A 24,498-nucleotide genomic window follows, 5' to 3' on the forward strand; every position below is an offset into this window, starting at 1 on the left:
GGAATTCCCTTCAGAAGTCATCGGCCCCGGCGCGTAAAAACATTACGCGCCATGTCACAAATTTGCGTTAACGACGCTAAAGATATGACAAAAAGTTAAGTGGATCACAGGTTTGGCTTAGCGCTGCTCCGCCTGCTGCTTTATCAGCGCATAGCGGTTCAGCAACTGCCTGATTTGCATGTTGGTTTGCGTCAGCTGCGCGTCGGGTAGCGGCGTGCCTGCCGGGGACAGGCTCAGTGAATACAGGCGCTCTTCCAGAGGCGTGCTGCGTGAGAAATGTTGGGTGATGGTAAAGACCATAGATTTAAGCTCAGAGCCGGTCAGGTATTTGCCTTTACGTTCGTCCAGCGCGTTGAGCCGACGGGTCAGGTCGCTCAGGCCCGCCATGCCCTGATGCCAGCCTGAAAGCTGCTCAGGCGGCAAAGCGTTGCCGGTCAGGTAACGTGCCCATTGCGCCTTCAGGCCTTCAACCTGCTCCGGCCTGGCGCGCCCGGCCAGCTCATAGCCATAATCCTGCAGCAGCAACGGCGGCAGTCGGCCAAGCTCAACGAGAGATGCCTCACTTGCCGCCACCGGCAGCGGACTTGTCGGCTGCGGGTAAATTTTTTGCCAGCCCCAAAAGCCTGCACTCCCCACGGCCAGCATAACCAACATCCCTGCCGCAAAGCTTCGCCAGAGCGGCGCCGATGAAGGCTTAGGCACAAAGTTCACAACGCCGGGCGTGGCCGGGTCTTCACGTGCGACATAGATCAGCTGCTCGCTGCCGGAAGGTATTTGATTTTCCAGGATCGGAGAAGAAAAAGGCACGACAACGGCAGCGCCAGAGCCTGCGTCCATATTCTCCAACCTGATTGCAGCATTGTGCATAAAGGTGCAGAGCTCGCCCATCTGGCTGGCATTTTTTAGCTCCAGCTGCTGCAGCACATCGCGCAGCGTATTCAGGTGCTGTTCTGCCTGATAGACCAGCGGTAAATCAGCGTAATTAAGGGTGAGCGTGCGCAGCGTTGACTGTAGACGATGGCTAAACCCGGCCATAATTTCCATGCGGGCATGCACCGGCTGCGGCCACATAATGCCCCACTGCCGGCTCAGCAGAACTTCCATTATCGCCAGCCCTTCATTAAGGCCAGCCATGCCGGCAAGTCGCGTTCGGGCCAGCGTATACCAGCAAAGCGTTTGAAGCTCCACGCCATTCTGGCGAAACAGCGACAGGCTTAGCTGCTCTACAAGCGCCCAGTTCACATCCGGGCGCGCCGGATGGTTCAACTTAGCGAGCTCATCACGCAGGGAAGCATATTCCGGCAACGCGCGCGGGTCGCTGCCGGTTTTAATTTGATTAGCGTTATTCACGGAGATTTTCCGTCAGTTAGAGTGTGGGAGTAAGAATGAAGACGGTTAGCGTTTTAAATTCTGGTTTGGGTATCGAGATATTGCTGCTGTTTTAGATGGCGCAGCAAGACTCTGCCTTCGGGCATAAATTCGGTGCCGTATCGGACCAGGCCAAGGCCTTTAAGCTCGGCGTCAATCGCGTAACGCAGCTCGCCGGGCTGCGTTTGTTCGAGCAACAGCACGTTAATGCTCTTCAGGCGTGGTTCATATTTCAGCAATACGCTGCTCAGGGCGCCTTTCAACTGATGGGCCGTGCCCGGCATTCCCTGCAGGATTTTGGTCATGTCCGGCAGGCCGTAATCCGGCAGGTGCGCCAGCGTCCCGGCGCGGCAGTTGAGAATACGCTGCATGTTATCCAGCACGGAAAGAATGACCTGATTTTCTTCACTGACCTGATGCAGCGCGAGCTCCCCGGAGAAATTACCGAGCAGCATGTCATACAGCGACGGGGTGTGATGCGACTGTGGCATGGTTACTCCTTCACGGGGATCAGCGTCAGGCGGTTTTTCCCGGCTTCAATCACGCGGGGCTTATCCGGGTCCAGCGCCTCACGATCGAGGGTTAGCTTCCACGTTTCCTTCTCGCTATCCGGGGCGCGGAACAGCCCAACAACGGCGACAAAACGGGTATCTGCCTCCATCGGCATATCAAGGCTGACGTCCCCGCCCGGCTTGAGTACCACATCACGGCTGGCCAGCAGATCGGCGCCAAGCAGGCTTTCTCCGTCCTTTAGCAGCTGCTGATAGACCATTTTGTCGAAGGTTTTATTGTCTTTGAGCTGGTAAATACGCAGCAGCACCGGCGCCGAAAATGAGTGGTTTTCGCGTGCGTCGGTGTTCAGCTCTTCACGCGCGGTGAAATCCAGATGCAACACCTTAATCTTCTTATAGAACACAGAGGTGAAGGCCGATTTCGTGCCATCGCTGACGCTTTGCGTCAGGCCACAGCCCGCCAGGCTTAACGCTAACAGGGGCAGCAGCCAGCGTTGGGGCTTAATTAAACTTGTACGTAACACGTCGGTTTCCTTGTTGTATTCTCGCGGGCTGAAGGCCGCTGTAATAACCCAATTCCGTGGTAAAACGCTCGGGCAGATCGTCGGGGAGCCTTTCCTCTTCGGCGCCCAGCACACCGTTCATACCTAGCCAGAAAGGTCCCTCGCCCAGCGGGGGAGCCGCCAGCAGCCGGGTATCGGTGGTGAGGGTAATTTTGGCCTTAAACCGCCAGCCAAGATAAACCCGCAGCATCACCAGAAAGTCCTGATACAGCAGACCGTCCGGCTTCCAGCCCAGCGACTCCTGCGCGTTGTCCGTGAACAGGGCGATCAGCAGTTGGCTGTTGGCTTCCATCGCCTCATCCCCGAGCGGCATATTGCCATCCAGTAAAAAATCCCGATCGCCGTGAAAACCCAGCGGCTGGCTGATTTCCACCGGCCGCAGGCAGTACGGGCTGACCTGCACCGTGGTCTCCGGGGCCAGCAGGCTCACCAGCGCCTGTATCCCTTCCTGCGTTTTTCCCGGCTGACGTAATACGCCGAGCAAAGCCAGAAAGCGCGATACCGGCGTGGCGATATGGTTTGCCGTGCCGGGTATCCCCAGCCCGACCAGGCCCAGCAAGGACTGAGAGATACCGTCTGTTCCGCCAGGTTCAAAGGTGGCCGGGTAAGAATACTTTCGCCAGATGCGGTAAAACTGGGTCAGGATGCGATGGCTAAAAATATCCAGAAAGCCCTGCAGCGCCTCGTGCCCTTCCCGGCGCTGGGTGATGTCGTCGAGATACGCGGTCGGCAGCGGGGAATCCACCCCGTACATCCCCATAAAAGTGGTCCGGATACGCGGGGGCTGAGCGTCATCGTCTGCGTCGTATTCAACGGATTTCAGCTCGCTGGCCGGAAACCCCATTCCCGGATGAGGCGCAAAACGCACGGGATCGTCCGCCGGATGACTGGTCGATCCCAGCGGCGGTTTATCGTTGTGACGCTTTTCCAGCAACTGGCAGAAACGATAAAAGTTAATCCGCTGGAGACTGGCCTCCAGCCGGGGTGTCAGCCGGGAATACGGCGGCTGTGCTTCTCTTCCCATTCCAGGCGTTCTCCGGTTGGTTGCAGGATGATAATCAGGCGGTTAAACAGGTAGATATCGGTGTAAAGCGCGAAAAAGCGGCTCAGCATCTCGCCAAACAGGCAAACATCGCCTCGTCCGGCAAAGCCGTGACCGTCGAGGGTGACTTCAATCTGCACGCCGCGCACCAGGAACCCCTGCTCAAAGCGCTCGGTTTCGCCGTGCTTCACGTCAATGATGGCTTCCAGGCGACGGCGGTTCATTTCGCTGTCGGTCCATTCATACAGCGCCAGGGTACCGCGCAATACATCGGCGTTGTCCATCATCGACAGGAACCCGCTGCCGAGGTGGCTCAGCACGCGCCAGTGGAAACGGTCCTGCGCCGGGGGGTAACAAGGCAACGTCGGGGCGCAGAGATTACGTACCGTCATGCTGGTCGTGGGGGTTTTCACCGCCGTATCCAGCACGGTGCTTTGCAGCGCCCGCCGCGGCAGCTGCCCGTTAGTGCCGGTCAGCGTCAACGAAAGGCTTTCGTCTTCCGGCACGGTGTGGCTATCAAAGGCTTCACCGCCCAGGATCAGCCAGGTGTTATGCAGCCCGGACGGGCCACGCCGCACGCGGGTATGGTAGTAATATTCCGGGGCTTCGTGGCGCATCATGCCGCCTTTATGCCGGAAGCTGGAGAACGGGACATAAACATGCTGATTCGATGACATCACCGAATCCACGGCATAAATCTCGGTGTGACCATCCTGGACGCGCATCGGGCGCAGCATATACTCCGTTTGCAGGGAGTCCAGGGTCAGCGGGTCGGACTCCAGCGGGAACAGGTTAATCACCGGCACGCAGTTCAGACGCAGATGTTTTTCGTTAAAGCTGAAGTCATGCTCCCAGCGCTCGGCCAGTACCACGTCGATTTCAAACCACGGCAGCGCCGCCGGAAAATCGACGGTTTCCAGCCCTCGCAGGCCGGTAAACATGAATTTCTCGCGGAAGGTAAAGTACTCCAGCAGCAGTTGGTAACCACTGAAACTGCTGTTGCTCTTCGGCCACAGGGCGTCGTCATCGCCAAAGCCCTGGGCAGTGAAATGCCCGTCGAACGGCCTGCTGTCCACATCGCCGGGCATGCGCAGCCACATGCGGGCCACGTTCTGGGTAAAAGCTTCGTGCATAGCGCAGGCCAGAGGCGCATCGGCGTTGAAGTACAGCGCAAGAGCGCTGAGGTCGAGCTGGCTCCAGTCCGCCAGTTTGCCACAGCTAAAGCGCAGGGTGACCACCGAGCGCCCCTCAGCGTTGGTTGCCAGCCGGACATGCTCCAGCGCCAGCGGCTGAAGGTGGATCTCCCGGGTGGTGGTGTACCGGCAGCGCGTGCCTTTGTCGCCGATCGGCCGGGAGTTAACCTCGAAACCTTTGACGATGCGCATCGGCTCTTTCATTTCGAGCCAGTCCGGGGTGAATTCCACCACCGACATCGACGGAATGGTACGCAGATAATGCGGCCACAGCAGGCTAACCAGCCCTTCGGTCAGCTCCGGCAGGTCGTCATCAAGCTTTTCACGCAGCCGCCCCATCATGAAGGCAAAGCCTTCAAACAGGCGTTCCACATACGGGTCGCGCGCGCCCGCTTTATCGAGATTAAGCATCGCCGCCTGGTCAGGATGAGCGCGGGCAAATTCTTCACCGGCTTCCAGCAGGTAGCGCATTTCAGCGTCGTAATAACGCAGGGTTAAATCGTCCATAAATACCTGATTATTTTTTGTTTTAGTGGCGGCTGTAACAGGCAATTACCCGCACAGTACCGCGCTGCTGGCCGGGTCGATGGCAATCAGACCGGCCAGCAGCTGGTCCATCTCCGACTGGAGCCGTGATTTGTCGGTTTCGCTTCGTGAGGCTTTCATGCGTAGCAGCCTGAGACGCCGTGATTTGACTTCAAACAGCAACGACGGCGTCCACTGCGTGAGGGTGATGGTCCGCGCGAGGCTGTCCAGCTCCCCCAGCAGGTGCAGGGCCAGCTCATTCTTGCCCTTCTGCTCCGCCACCCGTGCCATCAGCAGGCGCAGCAGCCATTTATCTTTAGCTGAGCCCACGCCCGGGCGTCCCTGGAGCCACTGGAACGTTGCATCAAGGCCTTCGCGGTCCGCCTTCTCCAGCGCTTCCGGTTCAAGGGCCAGAATGTCGTTCTCAGCCATGCCAACGGGACTTTTTGACTCGTCGTGCCAGCCGGACAGGTCGTCCAGCACCCGCGTATTAATCCAGTTGAGCGTCACCTCATCGGCAAACGGCGTGCCGTCATTAAACGCCAGCGTTTCAAGCCCGGTGAGACGCCGGAGAAACCCTTTCAAATCCGCAATGATGACGTCGGCGGTCACGTCCTGCCCCAGCTTCATCAACGCTTCGTGGATGTACCATTGCAGGTCAAACCACAGGTGGTTGGCACCGCGTGAAAAGGCGCTGTCCGCCTGCTCAAGGATTTCTGACCAGCTCTGCTGCAGATACAGGCGTTTTAGCATGGCCCGCTGGTCGGCACGCGGGGGTTCGATACGCGTTTTCCCCTCTGCGTCCGGGGCCGGGATCTCTCGCAGGGTGTCATGGCGCAAACTCTTCATCAGCCGATGCGCCGCCAGCCAGCCATCAGGCTGTTCGCGAAGGTAGCTCGTCAGCGTTCGGGCCTGGGCCAGCAAATCCTGCCCCGAGGTGATGCGGGTCAGCGTCGGTGCCTGGCTGTCAGGCGATCCTGAGAGATGAGAAGGTTGCGTTGCGTCACTGGCATTTTGTGGTACCACGGCATCCACGCCGCCGGCCTTCACCAGACGAGACTCCAGCGCGCTATAAAGGGCGTTCAGATCCGGCCATGACGCCTCCGGCTCTGCTTCCAGACCGTCACGAATGAGGAGCAACGCTCCAACGGTGCGTTGTGCATCGTCGCGCGTCACTTCCGGATAAAGCGACAGGCTGGCAAGCACCCGAGAACCAGCCAGCCATTCCAGCGAAGCCTTTCGGCTACGATCTCGCTGCGGGTGAAGCTGAGTGCCGAAGCGTTGCAGCATGCCTGCCAGCAGTTCAAGCCCTTCGGCAAAGCCTGCTTCTCCGTCCTGATGCAAACGTGCCCAGCAATAGTAGGTGGCAACCCGGATATCTTTGGCGGTGGTGGTCAGTAGTTTTTCCGCGAGCTGGCAAATCAGGCCGGTATCGATGCCGGAAAGCTGGTTAACTTCTTCCCGGACACGCTGAAAATCATCGTCATAGCCGGGATCCTCCCCCGTGGGGCATGCATCACTTATTGGGATAAGCCACTGCCCCCAGTTTTCCGTGCGGGCTTGCGCCTGCTGACGCAGTAAAGTTTCATCCGCCAGGCAGGCAGAGACGAGATTCTGTAGTGAGCTCATTATTCCGTTCCATCCATGTCATCATCTCCTGCTCCGGGAGTCAGGGCCTGAGCCGTGGCCACGCTGTCGACGCTAAAGATCCGATCCGGCAGCGTGAAACCTCGCAGCGCCAGCAGCGTCAGCGGCCCCTTACCCAGCTGCGAGCGCAGCACCCATTGCAGCGTTCGCCCGTCCGGGGCGGTAAAACTCATCATCCACTCGCTGCTATCCAGCTGTTGCCGTTTGCCCTCTTCCAGCCAGCGGATGAACCCCCAGGTCCCGCTGTAATCGCCAAACAGCCGTGCCCCGGCGCTGGTTGAGGTCCAGGTCAGCTGGGTGCCTGGTTTATACGTTACCCCCGGCCAGCGGAAGGCCTGCCAGTCGGCCATCTGGTTGAAATAATGCAGTTTTTGCCCGTCAATAGTGAGTTGCGTTTCCACCACCTGCGGCGCAGGCCGGGCCTGCAGTTCAAAGCTGATGCCCTGGCCGCCGTCGGTAAACAGAATGTCCGACAGCTGGCTCAGCTGGTTAACCGCCTGGAGAAAGGCCGGATTAAAGGTCAGCCCCTGGCCGTGCATCTTGTCTGGTACCCACTGGCTGCCTTCTTTATGCAGCACGCCGTTCAGCTCCGTGGTGAGGAAGCGTTCTATACGCCCGCTGTCCTTACGCACAAATTCAGCCAGCATCGGCAACGAAGCTTCACTTTTGCTGATGGTAAACGGATAGCGACCGTTGAACGCCGTGTGCCAGTTGGCGGCCACCGAGCGACGCCACTTGTCATTGAGGCTCGCGGCCGACGGCTGGAGCACGGTTTCCCAGGCCTGCGTCAGCGGCTGCACAAACATCGTATGACCAAAGCTGCTCCACTCTTCCCCAAGGCTGGCCGCCACAAGGCCACCGTACTGCTGAGTGTCCGTCAGATCGATGCTTTTGCCCTGGAAGACGGTCTGCGCCAGGGTTTGCATCATCTCCTGCGGGTCAGACGCGCTGGCTACCTGCTGCAAACGCAGCCGCACGCGAGTGATGCGGGTCAGGTACGTTTGCAGGCTCAGCGAACTGTCTGCAGACATCACGTTGCTGGCCTCGTTTTTCCCCATCATCGTCAATAACGGCCCAAAGGTGTCATCGAGAGGCCCCTGAGGGCCTGCCGCCGTCTGGTCAATCACCGGTTTGTCCTTGTTGCTGACCAGCTCTTTTGCAGATTTGATGATCGACTCAGAAAACTTTTCGGCTTTCTGGCCGGTCTCACCCTGCCAGGCCAGCGTGTTCATCAGGGCAATCAGCGGAGACTGGCGCACATCGCTCATGAGCGTCAGCTGGTCGGTCACATCGGCAATGTTACTGGCCGGATTAAGCCGTAAACTGTTGAGAAAGTTCAGCCAGCTGCCGGCAAAATCGGTGAAGTAACGCTCGGTCAGACGCGCCTTAAGCGCCTCTGGCGAAATCTCGCCAGACACGCTTTGTTGGCTGTCGCTCAGCACCCAGTCAATCTCTTCCCGGCGAGAGTTAGCCGCCTTCGCAATCGCCTGTTGAATACCGCCCTCCCACGCCTGGCGGGTGAACATCCCCGGCACCACTTCATCCGTGGTAAACAGGCGGCGGGCATCGGTGCCGCTGGTCATGTCTTCCAGGGAGACATCCGCAAAGTTACGCCGCACGGATTTGAGCATGTTTTCATACAGCGTGCTTTCCGCGTTGCGGCGGCCAATCTGCTGCAGCAGCACCTGCCGGCTCTGGCTGACGAGCTGTGCGTCTGGCGTAATTTTCCACTGAGGCTGGTTTGGTAGCCCGGTGATATAGAACGCCCACAGGTCCGGGGATAAACTTTGCCACAGCCCCGGGGATATCCCTGCGCGCGTGGGCTGTACGCTCTGCATGGTCTGCGAGTAGAACGCGCCATCGGTTTTATCCGGGCGCGACATCATCAGCCAGGCTTTCAGCTGGTCATAACCGGGTTTCGCCAGCTGTGCACGCCTGTCGCTGTTGGGCGCCGAGTTAGCCAGCGCGGCGAGTTTTTGCATCAGGGCCTCGTTGGCCGGGTCACGAATCAGGCGGTTGTTCGCCACACCGTACCAGGGCAGCATCGCATTCAGCAGCTGCTGCCCGTGGTCAAGCCCAAAGCGTTGGTACCACGGCGAACCGTCCTGGACATGATGCTGCAGGCGACCGGCGTCGTTACGCAGATCGTGCAGGGCGGTGAGCTGCCGGTCAGAGACGGCGCGATTTTTAACAAGATCGTGTGATTTGCCGGCGACAGAAGAAATCTGCCCGTAGTTCAGCGCAAAGGAAAGCAGCAGCCCGGCGGCCCAAAATCCCACCACGACCATGATGCCTATAGCCAGCGTTTGCTCCCAGGCCATACCCACCCGGCGGCCCCGGACGCGGGTACAGTCCGCCGTAATGCCCTGCCAGATGGCAGGCAGCGTCAGGGCATGGCGCTGTGATTCCGGGATGAACTTCTCCGCACCAGTATGCGTCGCCGCTACGGCGTTTTGTGCTGATTTGCCTGGCGGGAGGCTGAACATCACGCCCCGCAGGGGGATACGTGATTGCGAGGCATACAGCCACGGCGTCAGTAGCTCAACCCAGCGGCGGATGCCGCCCTCTTTCAGGTGCTGGCTCAGCCGCAACAGAAAATCGTGGCTGTTATTTTCGATGACCTGGCTAACGCCCTGCGTCGTGAGGCGTGGCAACAGGTTTTCCATCTGACGAACGACATCATCCGGATTTGCGCGGAGCGGGAAACTTGCCCCGACTGCCTGCTCCGTGCGCTTTGCCTGCGACCAGGCGCTGTCGCACAGCTGCCATAGCCAGACTGGTGCGGAATAACGCAGCAGTTCACTGATTTTTTCCAGGCCGCGCAGGTCTGTATCACTTATCTGCGGCGTGAGTTCTGACGAGTGCGGTAGCACGCGAATAATGCTGTCCAGCGGGCGGCCACGGCGCAGTTTGCGCAGCGCGGTATATTTTTCCTTGCCGGGCTCAGCAGTCAGACTACCGCCGTAAATCAGTACGGTACGGTTACCTTCGAGCCATTGATTTTTCTGCAGGCCGGGAACCAGCTGTTCAATCGCGGCTTCGTCGCCGGTGATGAGCAGCAGGCGGACTTTATGGCGCCAGAGGAAGGTGTATCGCGCGCGGAGATGGTTACGCAATTCATGATAGTTACAGGTAATTGTTTCTTTATCGGCATTATCCAGGTGACCATCGGCCGGGGCAACAGGAGTGTTATGATTTTTCCCTGAGAGCAGAAAGAAAAGTATCGTGACCAGTAATCCTGTTAAAAAAACCACGCCAACAACGGAGTTCCAGGATCTATTTTCAGCCGGTGGCGATTCTGTCTGAGAAAATACAAAAAGAAGAATGATTGCAATAGCAACAACAAGCAGCACAACACCCAGGCTGTGCAATATCTTTTTCATACCGGTGATTCCTTTCCGGACTGACTTGCAGCCTTTCTGAATTGTGAGCGCTGCAGGTGTGCAATGACATATCGCAGTAAAAAAGCGACACCGGGCAGAGTCACTGCGAGGGACAATATCAGAACCATCACCCCGCTCCATGAATGCGCAACAACAGGTGAAAATTTAAGCATCAGAGAATAAAGGCCAGCGTTAAAGAGCAATGCCAGCATCAGTGATCCAAGCGGGAAAGGGGATGAAAGCGGGTTAATATCAGCACTTGCTACCGGTGAGCTTTTCCCCAAAACGATTGCCCATGCTGCATCTTCATCTTCACAAAGTAGCAATTGGCTTTCAGAGTGGTAACTCGCCATTTCCGCTGCGGCAGCAGTCATGGCCCAACCAGTCAACCCCCTATAAGCAGCAAACTTTTGGTCATAATCAATAATCCCACCGGTTCCAATATCGTCTTCAAGTGGAAATGAAAGCTCGTTTAATACTTTCCCGGCTATCTGTCGGGGCACATTAGCAAGGCCGCTATGCCAAACGACATACTTATTTTTTACTGGCTGTTGCCCCATTGTCTTTAAATCTGCCAGCTCAGACTTCAGGGATGCTGTATTCAGCGACATAGCCCGGAACAAACGTATTTCTTTGTGAGATTTTGCAGAATGCAATAAAGCCTGAGGCATCAACAGTAATGCACTTACAAACTCAGGCAGTAATTCCTCAGGCTGGCGATAATGCAGGGCCAGAACCAGAACAGGGATACGGCTGGTTACGACATTTTTATTCCAGTCGTCAAACGGTAACCCTGCGGATAAAACGTGAATATCTGCATTCCAGGGCAAACTCGCGGCAGCCCAGAGCTGATTAAAGGATTGTAACTCCTCAGACTTATCGGCCCCAGACGACTGAACCAGCACCCTTAAATTCCCTGAAGAATATTGTCTCAATAAAGGCTGTTTTAATTCATTCAGCATCACCTGGCATAATTGTTCAAAACGTATAATTCCAGGCGTAATTGGCTTATCTGGCAGAAGATTTAAAAACATTTTTTCATTATCATTATCTTGTCCAACTCCCGCGATGCGGGTCAGTTGCTGAGGGTCGGCAGACTGGAAAAGATGGTGGGCAATAAATAGATGCTGATGCGCTCTTTTTCGCCACAGAATATTCATATTTCGACGCCATGTATTCCAGTTCCAGACGACGACAGACTGAATCTCCCACCACAGGCTATAAAATGTAATTGTTACTGCAATTCCTGTAAATGTTGTCACCGTCAGCGGCAGCCAATATCCACTGGACAGTGATGGCAGTTCACCTGAAGGTGGGTTTAAGACGACATAAAATAGAGCAAAGAACACACCGGTGAATATGATGAACAGACACACCCAGGGAGACCAGCAACGAGCCGGTTCTTTAGCCGCGACATTCGGTAGTAACCATCCCATCAATCAATTTCCATATCCTGAAAACCTGCAATAACAATTGATCCGCACAATGTTTTACAGCCATGGACGACAATTCCACGGCCATTTTCTTCATAGGCTGAAATATCACACTCAATAATTTTATTTATTCCATGTTCTGGGCAGGTGACCGAGTCATTTAATAAGGCTACATTCTTCCCTGAAATGTCGAAACTGGATGAGGCGGAGGAGACTTTTCCACCGTGTGAGGTGGCATCACCCAACACCACCACGAATTTTCCCATTGTTAACTCCTTGGATAACGCGACTGGTACAGGAAGCTATTTTGTCTTTCAACAGACGAACACTAACGACGCCAAAAGAAAAGCGAACACGGTGCACTCTATTGATTCACATGATTCTTAAAAAATTATTTCCCGCTAATAAATCGGCTGATAAGACAACAGGTTTATATTCAGCATCAGGGATGCCTGCCCCGGTTGTCCATTGCCCGGATTTCCGCCATCTCTTCAGGACTGATGCCTCCTGCACTCTCCGCATCAACTTCCGCTGGCCGGCTATATTGCGGATGAACACCGGTACGGAAATAGCTGTCGCTCTGTTGCCAGTCAGCCATCCGGCGCAACTGCGCCAGGAAGCTCTTATCATTTGAACTGTCGCAGAGCCCTATTGGTAAATCATAAGCCACGACTCGGCTCATGAATTGAGGATTAGAAGGCAAGGAGCTGTGATCGCTGGGCTGGGAGACAAACGTCCGTAACCGCGCCTCTTTCTCTTCCTGGGTTTCACGTCTGCGATTCATACGCTCATCTTTGCTGGCCGGGCTCCAGTCCATGCCGTCAGTTTCACTCTTCCACTGCTCCGGATACAGCGAGGCGTAGTAAGGAAAGGTATCGTCATGCCAGATTTTCTTTCCCTTGGAATTTGTAGAGTATTGCCCCCAACCGTAGCCCTCCTGTTCTATATTTGTCTTGTTCTTTTCCTGTAATCCGACACGGGTAGCATCAAAACCGGAAAGTTCATGAGCGGTAATAGGTTCAGGTACCTTTTCACCATTGATATACAGCGTCTGATTGAGTGGCGGGTTATCGTATACGCCAAACTGACCGCCATCATCCCAGAAAGGTGAACCAGATGGGAGCAGGCGTCCGAAAGGGGTGTCCTGGCGGGGGTTATCGCCGCAGGGTGTTTCCCGCGCCAGCATCCGCTGAAATAAATGCCCTTTATTATTCACCAGCAACTCCGGCATTTTCCCTTCCGGTGTGTTTGGCAGCCCCTGCCAGCCAATGCTGAGCAGCGCACTCATCCCCATCACCCGATCGTGCGGGTTGCAGTAAATCCAGGTGCGCCCGTGATTATCCCGTTCAGGTATCCCGTTATCAGCCATGCCCGTAGGTTTCCAGCTGCGCTTATCTGCATCGGCACCCACAACCATCCGGCCATAGTCAGCCTCGGCGAGGTGGCTCGCCTGCTGAGCGACTTTTTTTACAATTGTCTCCAGCGTCTGGTGCCGTGCCTGAGTTGAGATACATTCAGCAAACGGGTAGGAGAAGCGATCCACCTTTTTGTGCTCCATCGCATACGGCGAGTTCATCACAAACAGAGCATCAGGCGCTTTATCCGCCAGCAACGTTGCAGCCATGGCAATCATCGTGCCCTGGCTATGAGAAATCAGCGTCACGGTATCTTTCGGATAGGTGCTACGGATAGTATTCAGCAAATCTGCCAGTCGGCGAGCGGCATGCGCGTAGTAATGCCGGGCGGGTGCTTTTGCCAGCAGGCGATCCAGTTCACTGTTCACAAACTGTACGCTAAACGGGATGGGTGACTGCCTGACCCACTTATTAAATCCTTCATCACTCCACAGAGAAACCAGCTGGTTGCAGCCGTTTTGAAACGGACCGCCGCCCCAGTACCACGGGCCTTTCGCCGCAAGCGTACTCTGCGGAAGCTTTTTATATTTTTTCAGATTGTGATAATCCTCGCCTGCCAGATTACGCAGCGGAACCTGATAGTCATCTTCCGTTCCCGGTTTTGCGGTGTAACCCCAGTAGAAACGGATCACCGGTGAACGACTTGAATCAGAGTCGATAATACCCCGGCCTAAAACTGCATCGGCTTTATAAATATTTTTTGCCAACCACTCTTTTTGAGGTAAATTTAATCGCTTATTTAAACCGATACATAAATTTTCCTCTGCGATATCATACCATTCCCCCTCAGAGTTAACGCCGTGGACAAAGATAATTAATCCAGGCAGTTGAACAGGATGATAGCAGGCTGAGCGCACCTTAATATTTTTGTGCGAGCACATGCCACGCCAGGATGGTTTGCCATTATCATCATAATGCACGGGAGCGTCACGCAGAGGCTCGGATTGTTGATTACTCATACTTAGGTACCTCCGTGGCATCAACTGCATAAACCTGATCAGGCGACACCCTGACGCTTACAGGTTTTATTGTATTATCACAAGTAAACCGGGTCGTTCTTAAAGGGGTTTGAACAAGAGGCCATGCATCTCCTTCTGCTGATTTAGGACCATCTTCCGATATATCGAAGGAATTTGTATTTGTCACAGGCAAGGTAAATAATAAATTTTGCGCACCTGGAGACTTTAAATACAAAGCAGAGTTCGTAACAAGAATAGTTTTCCTCAACCCTGATTCGTAATCCGCCCCAACATTAATCAGCCCATATTTACCACCAATTTCATAAGCAAAAAAAACCCCACTATGGGTATCTCGATCACTCATGCGAGGAAACCTTTCAATATATGCAACAACATTATCAGATGCAGCATAAATAAAATCCCCCTTCCATGACATTAGTGGATTCGCACTTAAGATAGCGTTACTGTCTGAGCCACCGCCTACGTACTTTTTAATTTTGTTTTTTGTGTCATTGTAATAGGCAAGACCACCATGATCGCAGTCTTTATAGTTTTCCAGGGTAAAGAACCGATGATCGTCAATGCGATAAATAACCTGCGGCGGTACATCAAAAACATAATAGTTAAAATCATGCCCGACGCCTTTGGCCACCATCGCACCCGACGCAGCCCCAAACGCAGCTCCCGATGTGGTGACACACCCCGACAGAGAACCACAAGCAAGTAACAACCCTATAAAACCAGCCAGCCACCATATTAACTTTTTCATACCCTCACTCTCCCTTCAGAAGTTCAAACGTGACATCATCCATCGATATCCCTTTCAACAATTGAGTCTTGCCCTGTGCATCGGTTACCCCATCCTGCACAGTTCCATCTGGCAGCCTGAGCCTGAAATGTTGCCCTGATATTGGCTCACCACTAATGGGATGAAGCAATGCAAAACTTTCATCAAACGTTGATGGCTCAAACGACTTCATCACACCCTGCATACTGCCGGTACCTGCCTTCTTTATTCCCGTGTTCTTAACCAGCAACTTACCCGGGCCGCCTATCTCAATATTCCCACCCTTAATTTTGATATAGCCGCCCCCGCAGATCAGCGTCAGCTCATCCTGTGCCGTCACCACCAGTTTCTTCCCGCTCGAGATATGCGTGTCCTGCGTGGACCAGGTGGTGATATTTCCCCCCTGCGCCTGAATATCTATATCGTTATGCGAGCTGAACAACTTCGCCCCTTCCCGGCTGTACAGGCTGAGCTGCTTCCCCGCCGACAGGGTGACGTTCTTTTGTGCCCCCACATCCAGCTGTCTGCCCGCCGTCAGCATCAGATTGTCACCCGCCGACAGTTGCATGTCCTCGCCACTCACCAGGGCCATGCCTTTCGGCGCACTGCCCAGGATGACTTCTGCCTGCAGCTGTTCGATGTTCTCCTTCAGGAGCTTTTGCTGCCGGCTGACATCGGCCGCCAGCGCCCGGGCCTGCTGTGCGCTGGCCGCCAGGGATTCCATTTCAACTAACGCCGCGGACAACCGCGCGAGCGCCGCCCCCATCTCCAGCACATCCCCCTGCGCCTTCGCCTGCCCGTCGGCCGAGATGAAGATGCCCTTCTGCGCCCGGATGGCGCCCCAGCTGTCCGTCCGGAGCTCAAAGCCCTCACCGCGTTGTTGCTGCTCGCTGTCGACGAGATGGCCGAGGTTCAGCTGGCTCTTGCCGCCGTATTCGGTGGAGACCTTGATGTGCTCCTTGCCGCGCTCGTCGTCGAGGCGGATTTTGTTGTTCGCCGGTGTGCGCAGGACGTTACGTTTGTAGTTGCGGATGGTGACGTGGTCGCCGTGGGCCGAGTCGTGCAGTACGCCGGCGATGTAGGGCCTGTCCGGGTTGCCGGCCTCAAAACCAATCGCCACTTCGGTGCCTGCCAGCAGCGGCAGGTGCAGGCCGTAGGTGTCCCCGGCATACGGCCGGGCCTGGCGCACCCACAGGCTTTCAAAGCCGGTTTCCCAGCCGTCGCGGTCAAACAGCATGTTGACCCGGTAACGGCCGTCTTTGTCGATATGCCCGTAGGTATCGTTTTCGGTGGTACTGGTGACGCGGGCGGGCAGCGTGCCCGCCATCACCGGCCGGTCGCCGGGCTCCGGGCGGAAGCCAAAGTCCGTGCTGTCCGGGATGCCGTCAAAATGCACCACAAAATCCCGGTCACGCCGGGCATGGCTGGTCATTCTGGTGATGACCACGCCCTGCACAAACACCGCCGCGACTTCATCCCCGCCGGTGACTTTCAGCACCTGGCCCGGGGAGAGCGTCGGGCAGGTGGTCGTGGCCCGGGTCTGCGTCTGCCCGTTCAGGTAGCGTTCATGCCGCAGCCGGGCGTAATACGCGCCCGATTCCGGGGCCGGATTGTGGTCATAAGCGCTGCCCGGCGTCAGGTAGTTGTCGGCGTAGTGATACGCCTCACCGTAGGTGGTGGTATCTCCCCGGGTCACGTCCACCTGCGTGTTCATGTCCTCCGCCGCCTGGCGGTAATTGTAATCGCGGGTGCTGACCTGCTTTGGCACCACACTGTGGTGGCACGTCATCTCCCACACCGAGTCCGCCCCTTTCGCATGCTGCCCGGAAGGCGGCACCGACGGCAAAGTCAGGCCTTTCTCATAGCCCTGCTGGCCGTCATAAAACTCCACCACGTCGATGTTGAGCCGCGTGTCGGTGGTGAAGCGGAACCAGATGCCAACTTCACCCAACAGGCGGGTGATGAAGCGCAGGTCGTCCTCGCCGTACTGCATCACCTGCTCGCGACGCGGGTATTCTTTTGAGAGTGAAAACACGAAGTCCTGGCCGCGCATACCGTGGCGCTCGCGCAGGATTTTTTCCACAATCTGCGGCACCGACATATCCTGGTAAATAGCGTTCTGCCGGGAGCGGTCGAGCAGCGCCAGCCGGGGCTGCAGCGTCAGGGCGTAGAGGCTCTCGTCGGCAGAGGTGCTGAGGCGTTCAAAGCCCGTCACCAGCCCCTGGATCACCCGCACCGGCTGCTGCATTTTAATGCCGTAACCCTGGTCGACCGGCGCCTGCAGCGTCAGCGAGGCGGCCTTCAGCAACATCATCTCTTTGCCAACGGCATGGTCGGCGCAGGTGAACTCTATCCGGTAACTGAACGGCTTGCTGAGGGCTTCATCGCCCTGAAAGGCCAGCACGTCGAGGGCGGGCTCACAGCCCTTCACCGCCAGCAGATGGTGGTTATGGCTGAAATCTATCGGGGGATTATTGCTCATACGTGCTCTCCTTGGGTACGGTCAAATTCCAGCCCGATCCCCTCATCCTCCGTCCAGCTTAGCGTCAGCGTCCGGGGCTTCTGTCGGGCTGCCATATGCATCAGCAATTGTTGACTCAGCACCGGTAAAATCTGCTGATTGAGCAGGCTGTCGACGTTGCGGGCCCCGCTATCCGGCAGCAGGCAGGCGGCGGTCAGCGCGTCGTACAGATTTCCTTCGATATGGGTCGACAGGCCGTAATGACGTTGCAGGCGCTGGCTGACCTGGGCGAGTTTCATTTCCACGATGGTGCGCATTGCGGCAGAGGCCAGCGGCCGGTAAATCACGGTCTGGAAGCGGGCCAGCAGCGCGGGCTGGAAGTGGTCGCGCAGGATCGGGCGCAGCAGTTCGTGCAAATCGCCTTCCGTTGCCTCTGGCTGTTCCTCCAGCAGCTGCATGATAGGGTCGCTGCCGAGGTTAGAAGTCATCAGAATAACCGTGTTACGGAAGTCAATTTCCCGCCCTTCGCCGTCGCGCATAAAACCCCGGTCGAAGACCTGATAGAACAGGTTCATCACCTCGCGGTGGGCTTTTTCAACTTCATCCAGCAGCACAATGCTGTATGGACGTTTGCGGACGGCTTCGGTGAGGATCCCGCCCTGTCCGTAGCCGACGTAGCCCGGAGGTGAGCCTTTCAACTGGGAAACAGTGTGCGGCTCCTGGTACTCCGACAGGTTGATGGTGATGAGTGACTTCTCGCCGCCGTACAGCGCATCGGCGAGCGCCAGCGCGGTTTCGGTTTTGCCCACTCCGCTCGGGCCAACCAGCAGGAACACGCCCTGCGGGCCGTTTTCAGACGTCAGCCCGGTTTTCGCGGCGCGAAGGCGCTGAGCAAGCGCGTTAAGCGCAACTTCCTGCCCTACAACCCGCTTACCAATGGCATTCTCCAGCGTCAGAAGCTCCGCCTGCTCATCTTTCATCAATGAAGACAGCGGCACGCCGGTCCAGTCGGCAATCACGTTAGCCACGGTGCGAGTTTCTACGTCAATCTGTACCAGCGCGTCCCCCTGCTGCATCGCCGCCAGCTGGCGCTGCAGGTCGACAAGCTCCGCCTGACGGCTGATGTCCTGGCGGCATTCCATCACCTGCTGCGCAAGGGACTTCTCCAGTTCAAAGCGACCTTCCAGCGCCTCAAGCGTGCTTTCCAGCTTGTTGCTCTGAGTATCAATCCGTTCAATCCGCTCGCCGGGCAGATGGCAGCCGGTGGCGATGTCTTCAAGCAGCGCCTGTTCTTCAAGCTCCAGCGCGGTGAGCTGCGCTTTCAGGACCACAATCTCTTCAGGCAGCGTATCCAGACTCATGCGTACACGCGCCGCCGCGGTGTCCAGCAGGTCGACGGCCTTGTCCGGCAACTGGCGGCCCGTAAGATAACGACGTGACAGTGTAACTGCGGCGCGCACGGCGTCATCGGTAATATGCACGCCGTGATGCTCCGCGTAGCGTGACTTCAGGCCTCGCAGCATCAGGCAGGCGGTTTCATCGTCCGGCTCGTCCACTTTTACCATCTGGAAGCGGCGCTCCAGCGCGGCATCGCGTTCGAAATACTGTTTGTACTCAGACCAGGTGGTGGCCGCGATGGTGCGCAGTTCGCCACGGGCCAGTGCCGGTTTCAGCAGGTTGGCCGCATCAGCTCCGCCAGCCTGATTACCCGCCCCAATAATCGTATGGGCTTCGTCGATAAACAGCAGCACCGGGTCAGGCGACTGCTGCACCGCCTCAATAATGTTTTTCAGGCGTTGCTCAAACTCGCCCTTCACGCCGGCTCCCGCCTGCAAAAGCCCCAGGTCGAGGGTACGCAAGGTGACAGGCTGGAGGCTGACAGGGACGTTACCTTCGGCAATACGTAGCGCCAGGCCTTCTACCAGCGCGGTTTTCCCCACGCCGGGTTCACCCACCAGGATCGGGTTGTTCTTACGCCTGCGGGAAAGGATATCCACCATCTGGCGGATTTCCGTGTCACGACCAAAAACCGGATCGATTTTCCCTTCACGCGCTTTGGCCGTAACGTCGAGAGTGAATTTATCCAGCGCGTTTTGCAGCGCCGGATCCAGGTCACCTTCTTTCGTCGCCCCCACCGGGCGGCCAATAAACTCAACTTCACTGCCGTGAGCGTGTGCCAGCTCAGCTTCCTGCTGCGCTTCCGGGCGTTCGTCAGACTGCGCGTCGAGCAGCGGACGCAGGCGCTCCAGCTGGCCCTGCCCGAGCGTCAAAAACGGCCACAGGCCGTCACAGCGCAGCAGGTTCTGTTTATCCACCAGCGCCATCATCAGGTGTACGCTCCGGATGTGTTCTTCCCCGGCAAGCGAAGCAATCAGCCACGCCTCCTGCAGCAGTTTCTGAACGCTGTCTGAAAGCTGAGGACGGCCGCGCACGGAACGCGGCAGTGCATCCAGCCATGCCAAAAGATCCTGCCAGACCGAGTCCATATTCCATTCGTAGCGGCGCGCCAGCACCGTCAGGTCACCTTCACCCTGCTCCAGCAGCTTCAGCAGCCAGTGCTCCGGCAGAATTTCCGCATGGGCGCGGGTCTGGCACAGAGAAGCCGCCCCTTCCATCGCACGGGCGCAGTAAGGGTTAAGACGACGCAGCAGGATGGCTGGATTTTCCATGTTGTATTCTCTCCTGAATGGGGCCTGGACACGCTACCGCCCCTCGCTGTTTCCTGTTGTACAGGAGACCAAAGCGCACAAGGTCGGGCGGGCAGATTGTGGGTTTCTTTGCTCAACGCCCGCCACGCAGACGTTCAGCAAAATAGAAAAGCGGGCAGAATGGGCTGCCCGTCGGGCCGTTGCTCTAAAGAGTTCGCGTTGAAGCAAGGCGGCAGGCGAGTGCAGCCCCGGGAGCTTACTGAAGTAAGTGACCGGGGTGCATGAACGCAGCCAACGCCGCTACAGCGCGAAATATGACGAGCAATTACGCGGTGGCGCGTTCGTTCCAGCTATCGGAATGAATGATGTTGCCGTCTTTGTAGGTCCAGGTGATTTTTTCGTAGCGCAGCTCTACGCGCTCAAGATGGTTGTGTTTTTCTTTCGACGGATCTTTGACGTCGTACATTTCAGGATTGACCTTCACCACCTTCACGTTTTCCAGTTTGGTGTTGAAGTACTCCACTTCCTGGCCTGCGTCGTTGATTTTGTACCACTTGAATTCAGCCGATTTCAGGGTCTGGCCGGTGGTCACCGCCTTGTACAGGTACGGGCTGGAGGAATCGATTTCCTTGGTGAACATGAACGGCGTGTGAATACGGGTGCCGGTCAGCTTGCCGGTATTGTTGTCCGTAGGGATGTACAGATTATGTTCCTGCGCCACAATTTCGATGCTGCCTTCGCGGTTCTCAACGTCAACAGACCCTTTGATGTCCGCGCCGCCGTCGTCTTTCAGCCAAAGATAAACAGGGATTGCCATGGTTTACTTCTCCTTTTCATTGTGTAGAACGCCATCATCCTGCGATGACGCTGGGATTTCGCCCGGTAGCAAGCAGGCGTTGGCCTGCGGTACCAGACTGATTTCGACACGACGGTTAAGCGCGCGGCCTTCCGGCGTGTCATTGTTTGCAATGGGGCGGCTCTGGCCATAACCCTGCACCGCAAAACAACTTTCCGGCACGTCGCCGGTGTCGTGCATCCAGTCGCGTACCGCTTCTGCACGCTTCAGGGACAATGTTTGGTTCAGCCGGGGGTTGCCGGTGTTATCCGTGTGCCCGGCGACCACAATCAGCCAGCCCGGCTTCGCTTTGATCCCCACCAGGGAATTGACCAGCAGCTTGGTAGATCCCGTTTTCAGCGCGGCTTTTCCGGAGTCAAACAGCGACATGCTGTCGAGGCGTACGGTTTTAGGTGCCGGTTTTAACTTAGGCTGTGGTTTAGGTGGCGGAGCGGGCACGTACGAGCGGATAGCCTCCAGCAGAGGCATACGCAGGCGCTCCCCCTGATATAACCCCAGGCTCATCCGGGCAGGAATACCGTTACGGGCCCAGTCGTCCAGCTGTTCGGCATCTTCACGCAGAACCGCGACAGCCTCGGCCTTCGGGCCGTAATCCTTCATCGGGATACGGTCATAACGGGCAATATCAAAACTCACGCGGTGTAACAATTGGGCATTGTTCCAGCCGCTGCTGAGCAACGCCGTCATCGCCGCCAGCGTGAAGATCCCGAGTGCGCATCGCCAGGCTCGGCCTCGCGCCGTCAGCCCTTTTCCCTCAGGTAACAGCGGCAGAACAAAATCCGGGAGCGGCGAAATCACCGTGCTGTCCGTGCCGACAGGCTGCCAGCCAGAGACCTGATGCATCGCGGTGTGTCGGGACAGCCACGCCGTCCAGAGCGAGGATGCGAGACTCCCGGCAAGAATCGGGCCCATTCCCCAAAGCACCGCGATGGGCGCAATGGCCGGCATATCGGGATTTTCATCCATAAACACGGCTTTGACGTGCAGCTGATACCAGCTCATAAAGCTGTTCATCAGTACCTGCTGCTGCATCGCCATCGCGCCACCCGTGGTCACCCACGCGGCAATCGAACAGGGCGAGGAAGATTCACGCCAGACGCGCACTCCTTCGCCGGGAATCGCCGCCTGCCAGAGCATGTCGTTCACCATCCCGCTGCCTGTCTGGCCATTCAACACCAGCGGCACGGCATGACCTGTTTCTTTGCGCAGCTGGCCTATTTGCCAGCGCAGGGCCAGCAGATGGCTGGTCAGGGCTTCCGCATCAGCGTGTTTCTGCGGGCAAACGCTGACCATAATCGACAGCTGACGCCCCCAGTCAGGGCGCTGCTGTAGCACCAGGCGAACCACCTGTTGAAGATCCTGATGCTCTGCAACTCTTATCCAGCAGCCCTGCGTGACGGTCAACACCGGTGAAGAACGCGGCCAGGCCAGCGGCAGGTCGCCACAAACCAGTACCACGGGCTGGCGGTATGTGGCTTCCGGCAGGTCATCCAGGCACAGCGAGATATCTTGCTCAGCACGGCGACTCACGACGTACCACACCGCCGTAATCATCCCCAGGATTACCAGAAGGATGAGTACGGAAAACGCGCCGGAAACAGGCAGAAAGCCCAGGCAGACCACAAGGCTCAGCATCGCGGCCCACAGCGCTAAACCTCGCTGCTGCGCTGGGCTCATTTCACGACCTCAGGCAATAGGGTTAACAATGTCCGATCGAGCCAGAGATCCAGTCCCCACCACAGGGCTGCGACGGCAAAAACGCTTAGGCCAATACGCACAGGCCACGATGCCAGCCAGCCGCCCATGGCTCGTCCTGCAGGGCTTTCGGCCAGTACAGGATGAGTCTGTGGATAGCTGAACGGAAGGACATGTTCACTGAGATCCTGCACGAGCTGCTGGCGCGCAGGATCGTTCAGCGAACGGAAACTGCCGAGAAACCCAAGCATCATGATCCGCTGGAAGCAGGTCACCACGGCATTGTTGGGTTCGGGCTGGCGCAAAACATCGCGCATCCGGTCACACAACGTGTCACCGGCGTCCATGGTGCCGAGAAAGTGCCCCAGCAGGGGAATGTGATACCACTGCACGCAGGCGTCGTCCTCCGCGCTGCGCCCTTTTACCGTTTCATCCAGCAACGCACACTGCGCGGTGAGGATAAGCAGACAGCTGGCTTCATCGAGATCGTTCGCTTTCAGCTCGCGCTGCACGCGTTCTACATCAGCAATACAGCGTTCCCACAGTTTTTTGCCATCGCCATCCTGGAATGTCGGGCCGTGCCGCAGGCTAATAACCTGCAGCCAGGTATTCTGCAGCAGCGCATCGATATCAATGCCCGCGGCGTTACCGCGTTTATGCTCATTCATGTTCTCAGTACCGCAAAGAGTTCAAGTTCAGGCTCACCGAGCATTCCCGGGACGTAAAACATGCAGGTGCCGCTTTGAAGCATTTCCGCCCCCAGCGCGTGGGAGACATCGAGGCTGAAATACTGGTTTTCCAGGCGAAGCGGAATGGCGGCGGGGACATGGCGCAGCGGCGTCAATGGCACCCCCACTCTGGACGAATTAACGATGCCCCGAACGTGATCCGGGCTGCCCACTTTGCACTGCCGTGGGAACTGCTCCTGCAGCTGCGCCACCGGCATCGGCGAACGTACAGAAAGGTAGTAATCCGCGCCTTCGCGCAGCCGGGGGTCATGCAGACGGGCCTGCCAGAAGTGCAGCCGGGGATCGTATTCAAGCTCAATGGACACCACCCTGGACGGCAGGCTGGCCTCCAGCAGGTCCCCTAACAATTCAAACAACGGCGGAAAAACGGCATTCAACCGATCATGTTGATAAGCCGGGATCGCGCTGGCCTGGTGCTCCAGAGAGAATGTCAGCAGGCTGCCTGCCAGGCGGGCAAGCTCAGGGTACAAACGCTCAGGCGGGCTTTGCAGGCTACGCTCGAACTGCCCCAGCACCGGCTCTGCGCTGTTCAGGGCGTTAAGCAGCCAGAAAAGCGAGACGTCGGCCACGGCAAAATCGGCCATCCGCTCATTGCTTTCACGGCGCATGGCCATCAGGCGGGCCAGCCTGGCGCGCAGCTGCGTCATCAGCTGTTCTAACTGGGTGACCAGCCAGCGGCTGCTCTGTACCGCCAGCAGCGGAGGAAGATAAGTCTCGTCCACACGCCAGGCGCCCTGAGAGTCCCGCTGCAAACGTGCGATCGGGCAGGTCAAATAGTCACTGTTGTCCTGCCCGGCAAAACGCAGCGTTAATTCCGGCTGCATCACCGCAATCTGGCGAGTGTCGTCCCCGAAGGTATTTCGGACATCCCGCCAGCGTTGGCGAAAACGCACCGGACGCTCGGCCACTTCATCAGGCTTCAGGCAGTTGCCGCCGTTGGCCCTCAGCAGCGGGAGCGCCAGAACCACCACCGCGTCCTGAGAGACATCCTCAAGCGAAATCGCCGGAGGCAGCGCGTCGGCGTTATCCGTATCAATCAGCGTCCCGTCCTGGAAACGGATATGCAGATGGCGGGCCTGAAGCCGGCCCAGCTTTAGCAAATCAGGTTCGAAAGCGGCGCTAATCATTCCCCACGGGTGGGACAGGCCCAACTGGGCGATACATTCAGCGGACCAGGCCGCATAGGCGACCTGTTGCTGGAAGTGCTGGGGAGAGACCATCTGGCACCTGCCCCATAACGGTTGTTCCGTTTTCATCGGCTT

At 57.1% G+C, this 24,498-nt stretch carries 17 protein-coding genes; all 17 read right to left on the reverse strand.

All coding sequences use genetic code 11. The features are described from left to right. Positions 1-117: 117 nt before the first annotated feature. The 17 genes from JT31_RS02035 to tssK all read right to left on the reverse strand — a co-directional run bounded on the left by JT31_RS02035 (position 118) and on the right by tssK (position 24,492). A complete protein-coding gene (locus JT31_RS02035) occupies positions 118-1,350 on the reverse strand; it encodes a VasL domain-containing protein (RefSeq protein WP_038472773.1) in 1,233 nt (410 codons plus the stop codon). Positions 1,351-1,403: 53 nt separating this feature from the next. After that, complete coding sequence (tssE, locus tag JT31_RS02040; protein WP_038472776.1) at positions 1,404-1,859, reverse strand: type VI secretion system baseplate subunit TssE; 456 nt, start codon at positions 1,857-1,859, stop codon at positions 1,404-1,406. A 2-nt stretch (positions 1,860-1,861) separates the two neighbouring features. Then, positions 1,862-2,404: a type VI secretion system lipoprotein TssJ gene (gene tssJ, locus JT31_RS02045; RefSeq protein ID WP_038472779.1), complete on the reverse strand. Its 543-nt coding sequence runs from the start codon at positions 2,402-2,404 to the stop codon at positions 1,862-1,864. Next, a complete protein-coding gene (gene tssG, locus JT31_RS02050) occupies positions 2,382-3,467 on the reverse strand; it encodes a type VI secretion system baseplate subunit TssG (protein WP_038472783.1) in 1,086 nt (361 codons plus the stop codon). Before tssG ends, tssJ begins: the two co-directional genes overlap by 23 nt. Next, on the reverse strand, positions 3,431-5,185 hold the full coding sequence (gene tssF / locus JT31_RS02055; RefSeq protein WP_038472785.1) for a type VI secretion system baseplate subunit TssF: 1,755 nt from the start codon (positions 5,183-5,185) through the stop codon (positions 3,431-3,433). Before tssF ends, tssG begins: the two co-directional genes overlap by 37 nt. 45 nt (positions 5,186-5,230) lie before the next feature. Then, a complete protein-coding gene (gene tssA / locus JT31_RS02060; RefSeq protein ID WP_038472787.1) occupies positions 5,231-6,832 on the reverse strand; it encodes a type VI secretion system protein TssA in 1,602 nt (533 codons plus the stop codon). Then, entirely contained in the window at positions 6,832-10,233 is a 3,402-nt protein-coding gene (locus tag JT31_RS02065; protein WP_038472790.1) for an ImcF-related family protein, read from the reverse strand. The genes tssA and JT31_RS02065 overlap by 1 nt, the downstream gene beginning before the upstream one ends. Further along, entirely contained in the window at positions 10,230-11,669 is a 1,440-nt protein-coding gene (locus JT31_RS02070; protein WP_038472793.1) for a hypothetical protein, read from the reverse strand. The genes JT31_RS02065 and JT31_RS02070 overlap by 4 nt, the downstream gene beginning before the upstream one ends. Continuing rightward, positions 11,669-11,932 (reverse strand): PAAR domain-containing protein, encoded by a 264-nt coding sequence (locus tag JT31_RS02075; RefSeq protein ID WP_038472796.1) that lies wholly within the window; start codon positions 11,930-11,932, stop codon positions 11,669-11,671. Before JT31_RS02075 ends, JT31_RS02070 begins: the two co-directional genes overlap by 1 nt. A 176-nt stretch (positions 11,933-12,108) precedes the next feature. Continuing rightward, positions 12,109-14,040, reverse strand: a complete 1,932-nt coding sequence (locus JT31_RS02080) for an effector protein Tle3 domain-containing protein (RefSeq protein WP_038472799.1) — start codon at positions 14,038-14,040, stop codon at positions 12,109-12,111. Then, entirely contained in the window at positions 14,033-14,809 is a 777-nt protein-coding gene (locus JT31_RS02085; RefSeq protein WP_038472802.1) for a T6SS immunity protein Tli3 family protein, read from the reverse strand. Before JT31_RS02085 ends, JT31_RS02080 begins: the two co-directional genes overlap by 8 nt. A gap of 4 nt (positions 14,810-14,813) precedes the next feature. After that, positions 14,814-17,309 carry a type VI secretion system Vgr family protein gene (locus JT31_RS02090; RefSeq protein ID WP_038472804.1) on the reverse strand — a complete coding sequence of 832 codons (2,496 nt, stop codon included), beginning with the start codon at positions 17,307-17,309 and terminating at the stop codon, positions 14,814-14,816. After that, positions 17,306-19,957, reverse strand: coding sequence for a type VI secretion system ATPase TssH (gene tssH, locus JT31_RS02095; protein WP_038472807.1), 2,652 nt, complete (start codon positions 19,955-19,957; stop codon positions 17,306-17,308). The genes JT31_RS02090 and tssH overlap by 4 nt, the downstream gene beginning before the upstream one ends. A 304-nt stretch (positions 19,958-20,261) precedes the next feature. Further along, positions 20,262-20,753 carry an Hcp family type VI secretion system effector gene (locus JT31_RS02100; protein WP_038472810.1) on the reverse strand — a complete coding sequence of 164 codons (492 nt, stop codon included), beginning with the start codon at positions 20,751-20,753 and terminating at the stop codon, positions 20,262-20,264. Between the two features lie 3 nt (positions 20,754-20,756). After that, positions 20,757-22,469: an OmpA family protein gene (locus tag JT31_RS02105; protein ID WP_038472814.1), complete on the reverse strand. Its 1,713-nt coding sequence runs from the start codon at positions 22,467-22,469 to the stop codon at positions 20,757-20,759. Then, entirely contained in the window at positions 22,466-23,155 is a 690-nt protein-coding gene (gene tssL / locus JT31_RS02110; protein WP_038472818.1) for a type VI secretion system protein TssL, short form, read from the reverse strand. The genes JT31_RS02105 and tssL overlap by 4 nt, the downstream gene beginning before the upstream one ends. Further along, on the reverse strand, positions 23,152-24,492 hold the full coding sequence (gene tssK, locus JT31_RS02115) for a type VI secretion system baseplate subunit TssK (protein WP_038472820.1): 1,341 nt from the start codon (positions 24,490-24,492) through the stop codon (positions 23,152-23,154). The genes tssL and tssK overlap by 4 nt, the downstream gene beginning before the upstream one ends. Positions 24,493-24,498 lie beyond the last annotated feature (6 nt).

This window comes from Cedecea neteri (assembly GCF_000757825.1).
GTDB lineage: Bacteria > Pseudomonadota > Gammaproteobacteria > Enterobacterales > Enterobacteriaceae > Cedecea > Cedecea selenatireducens.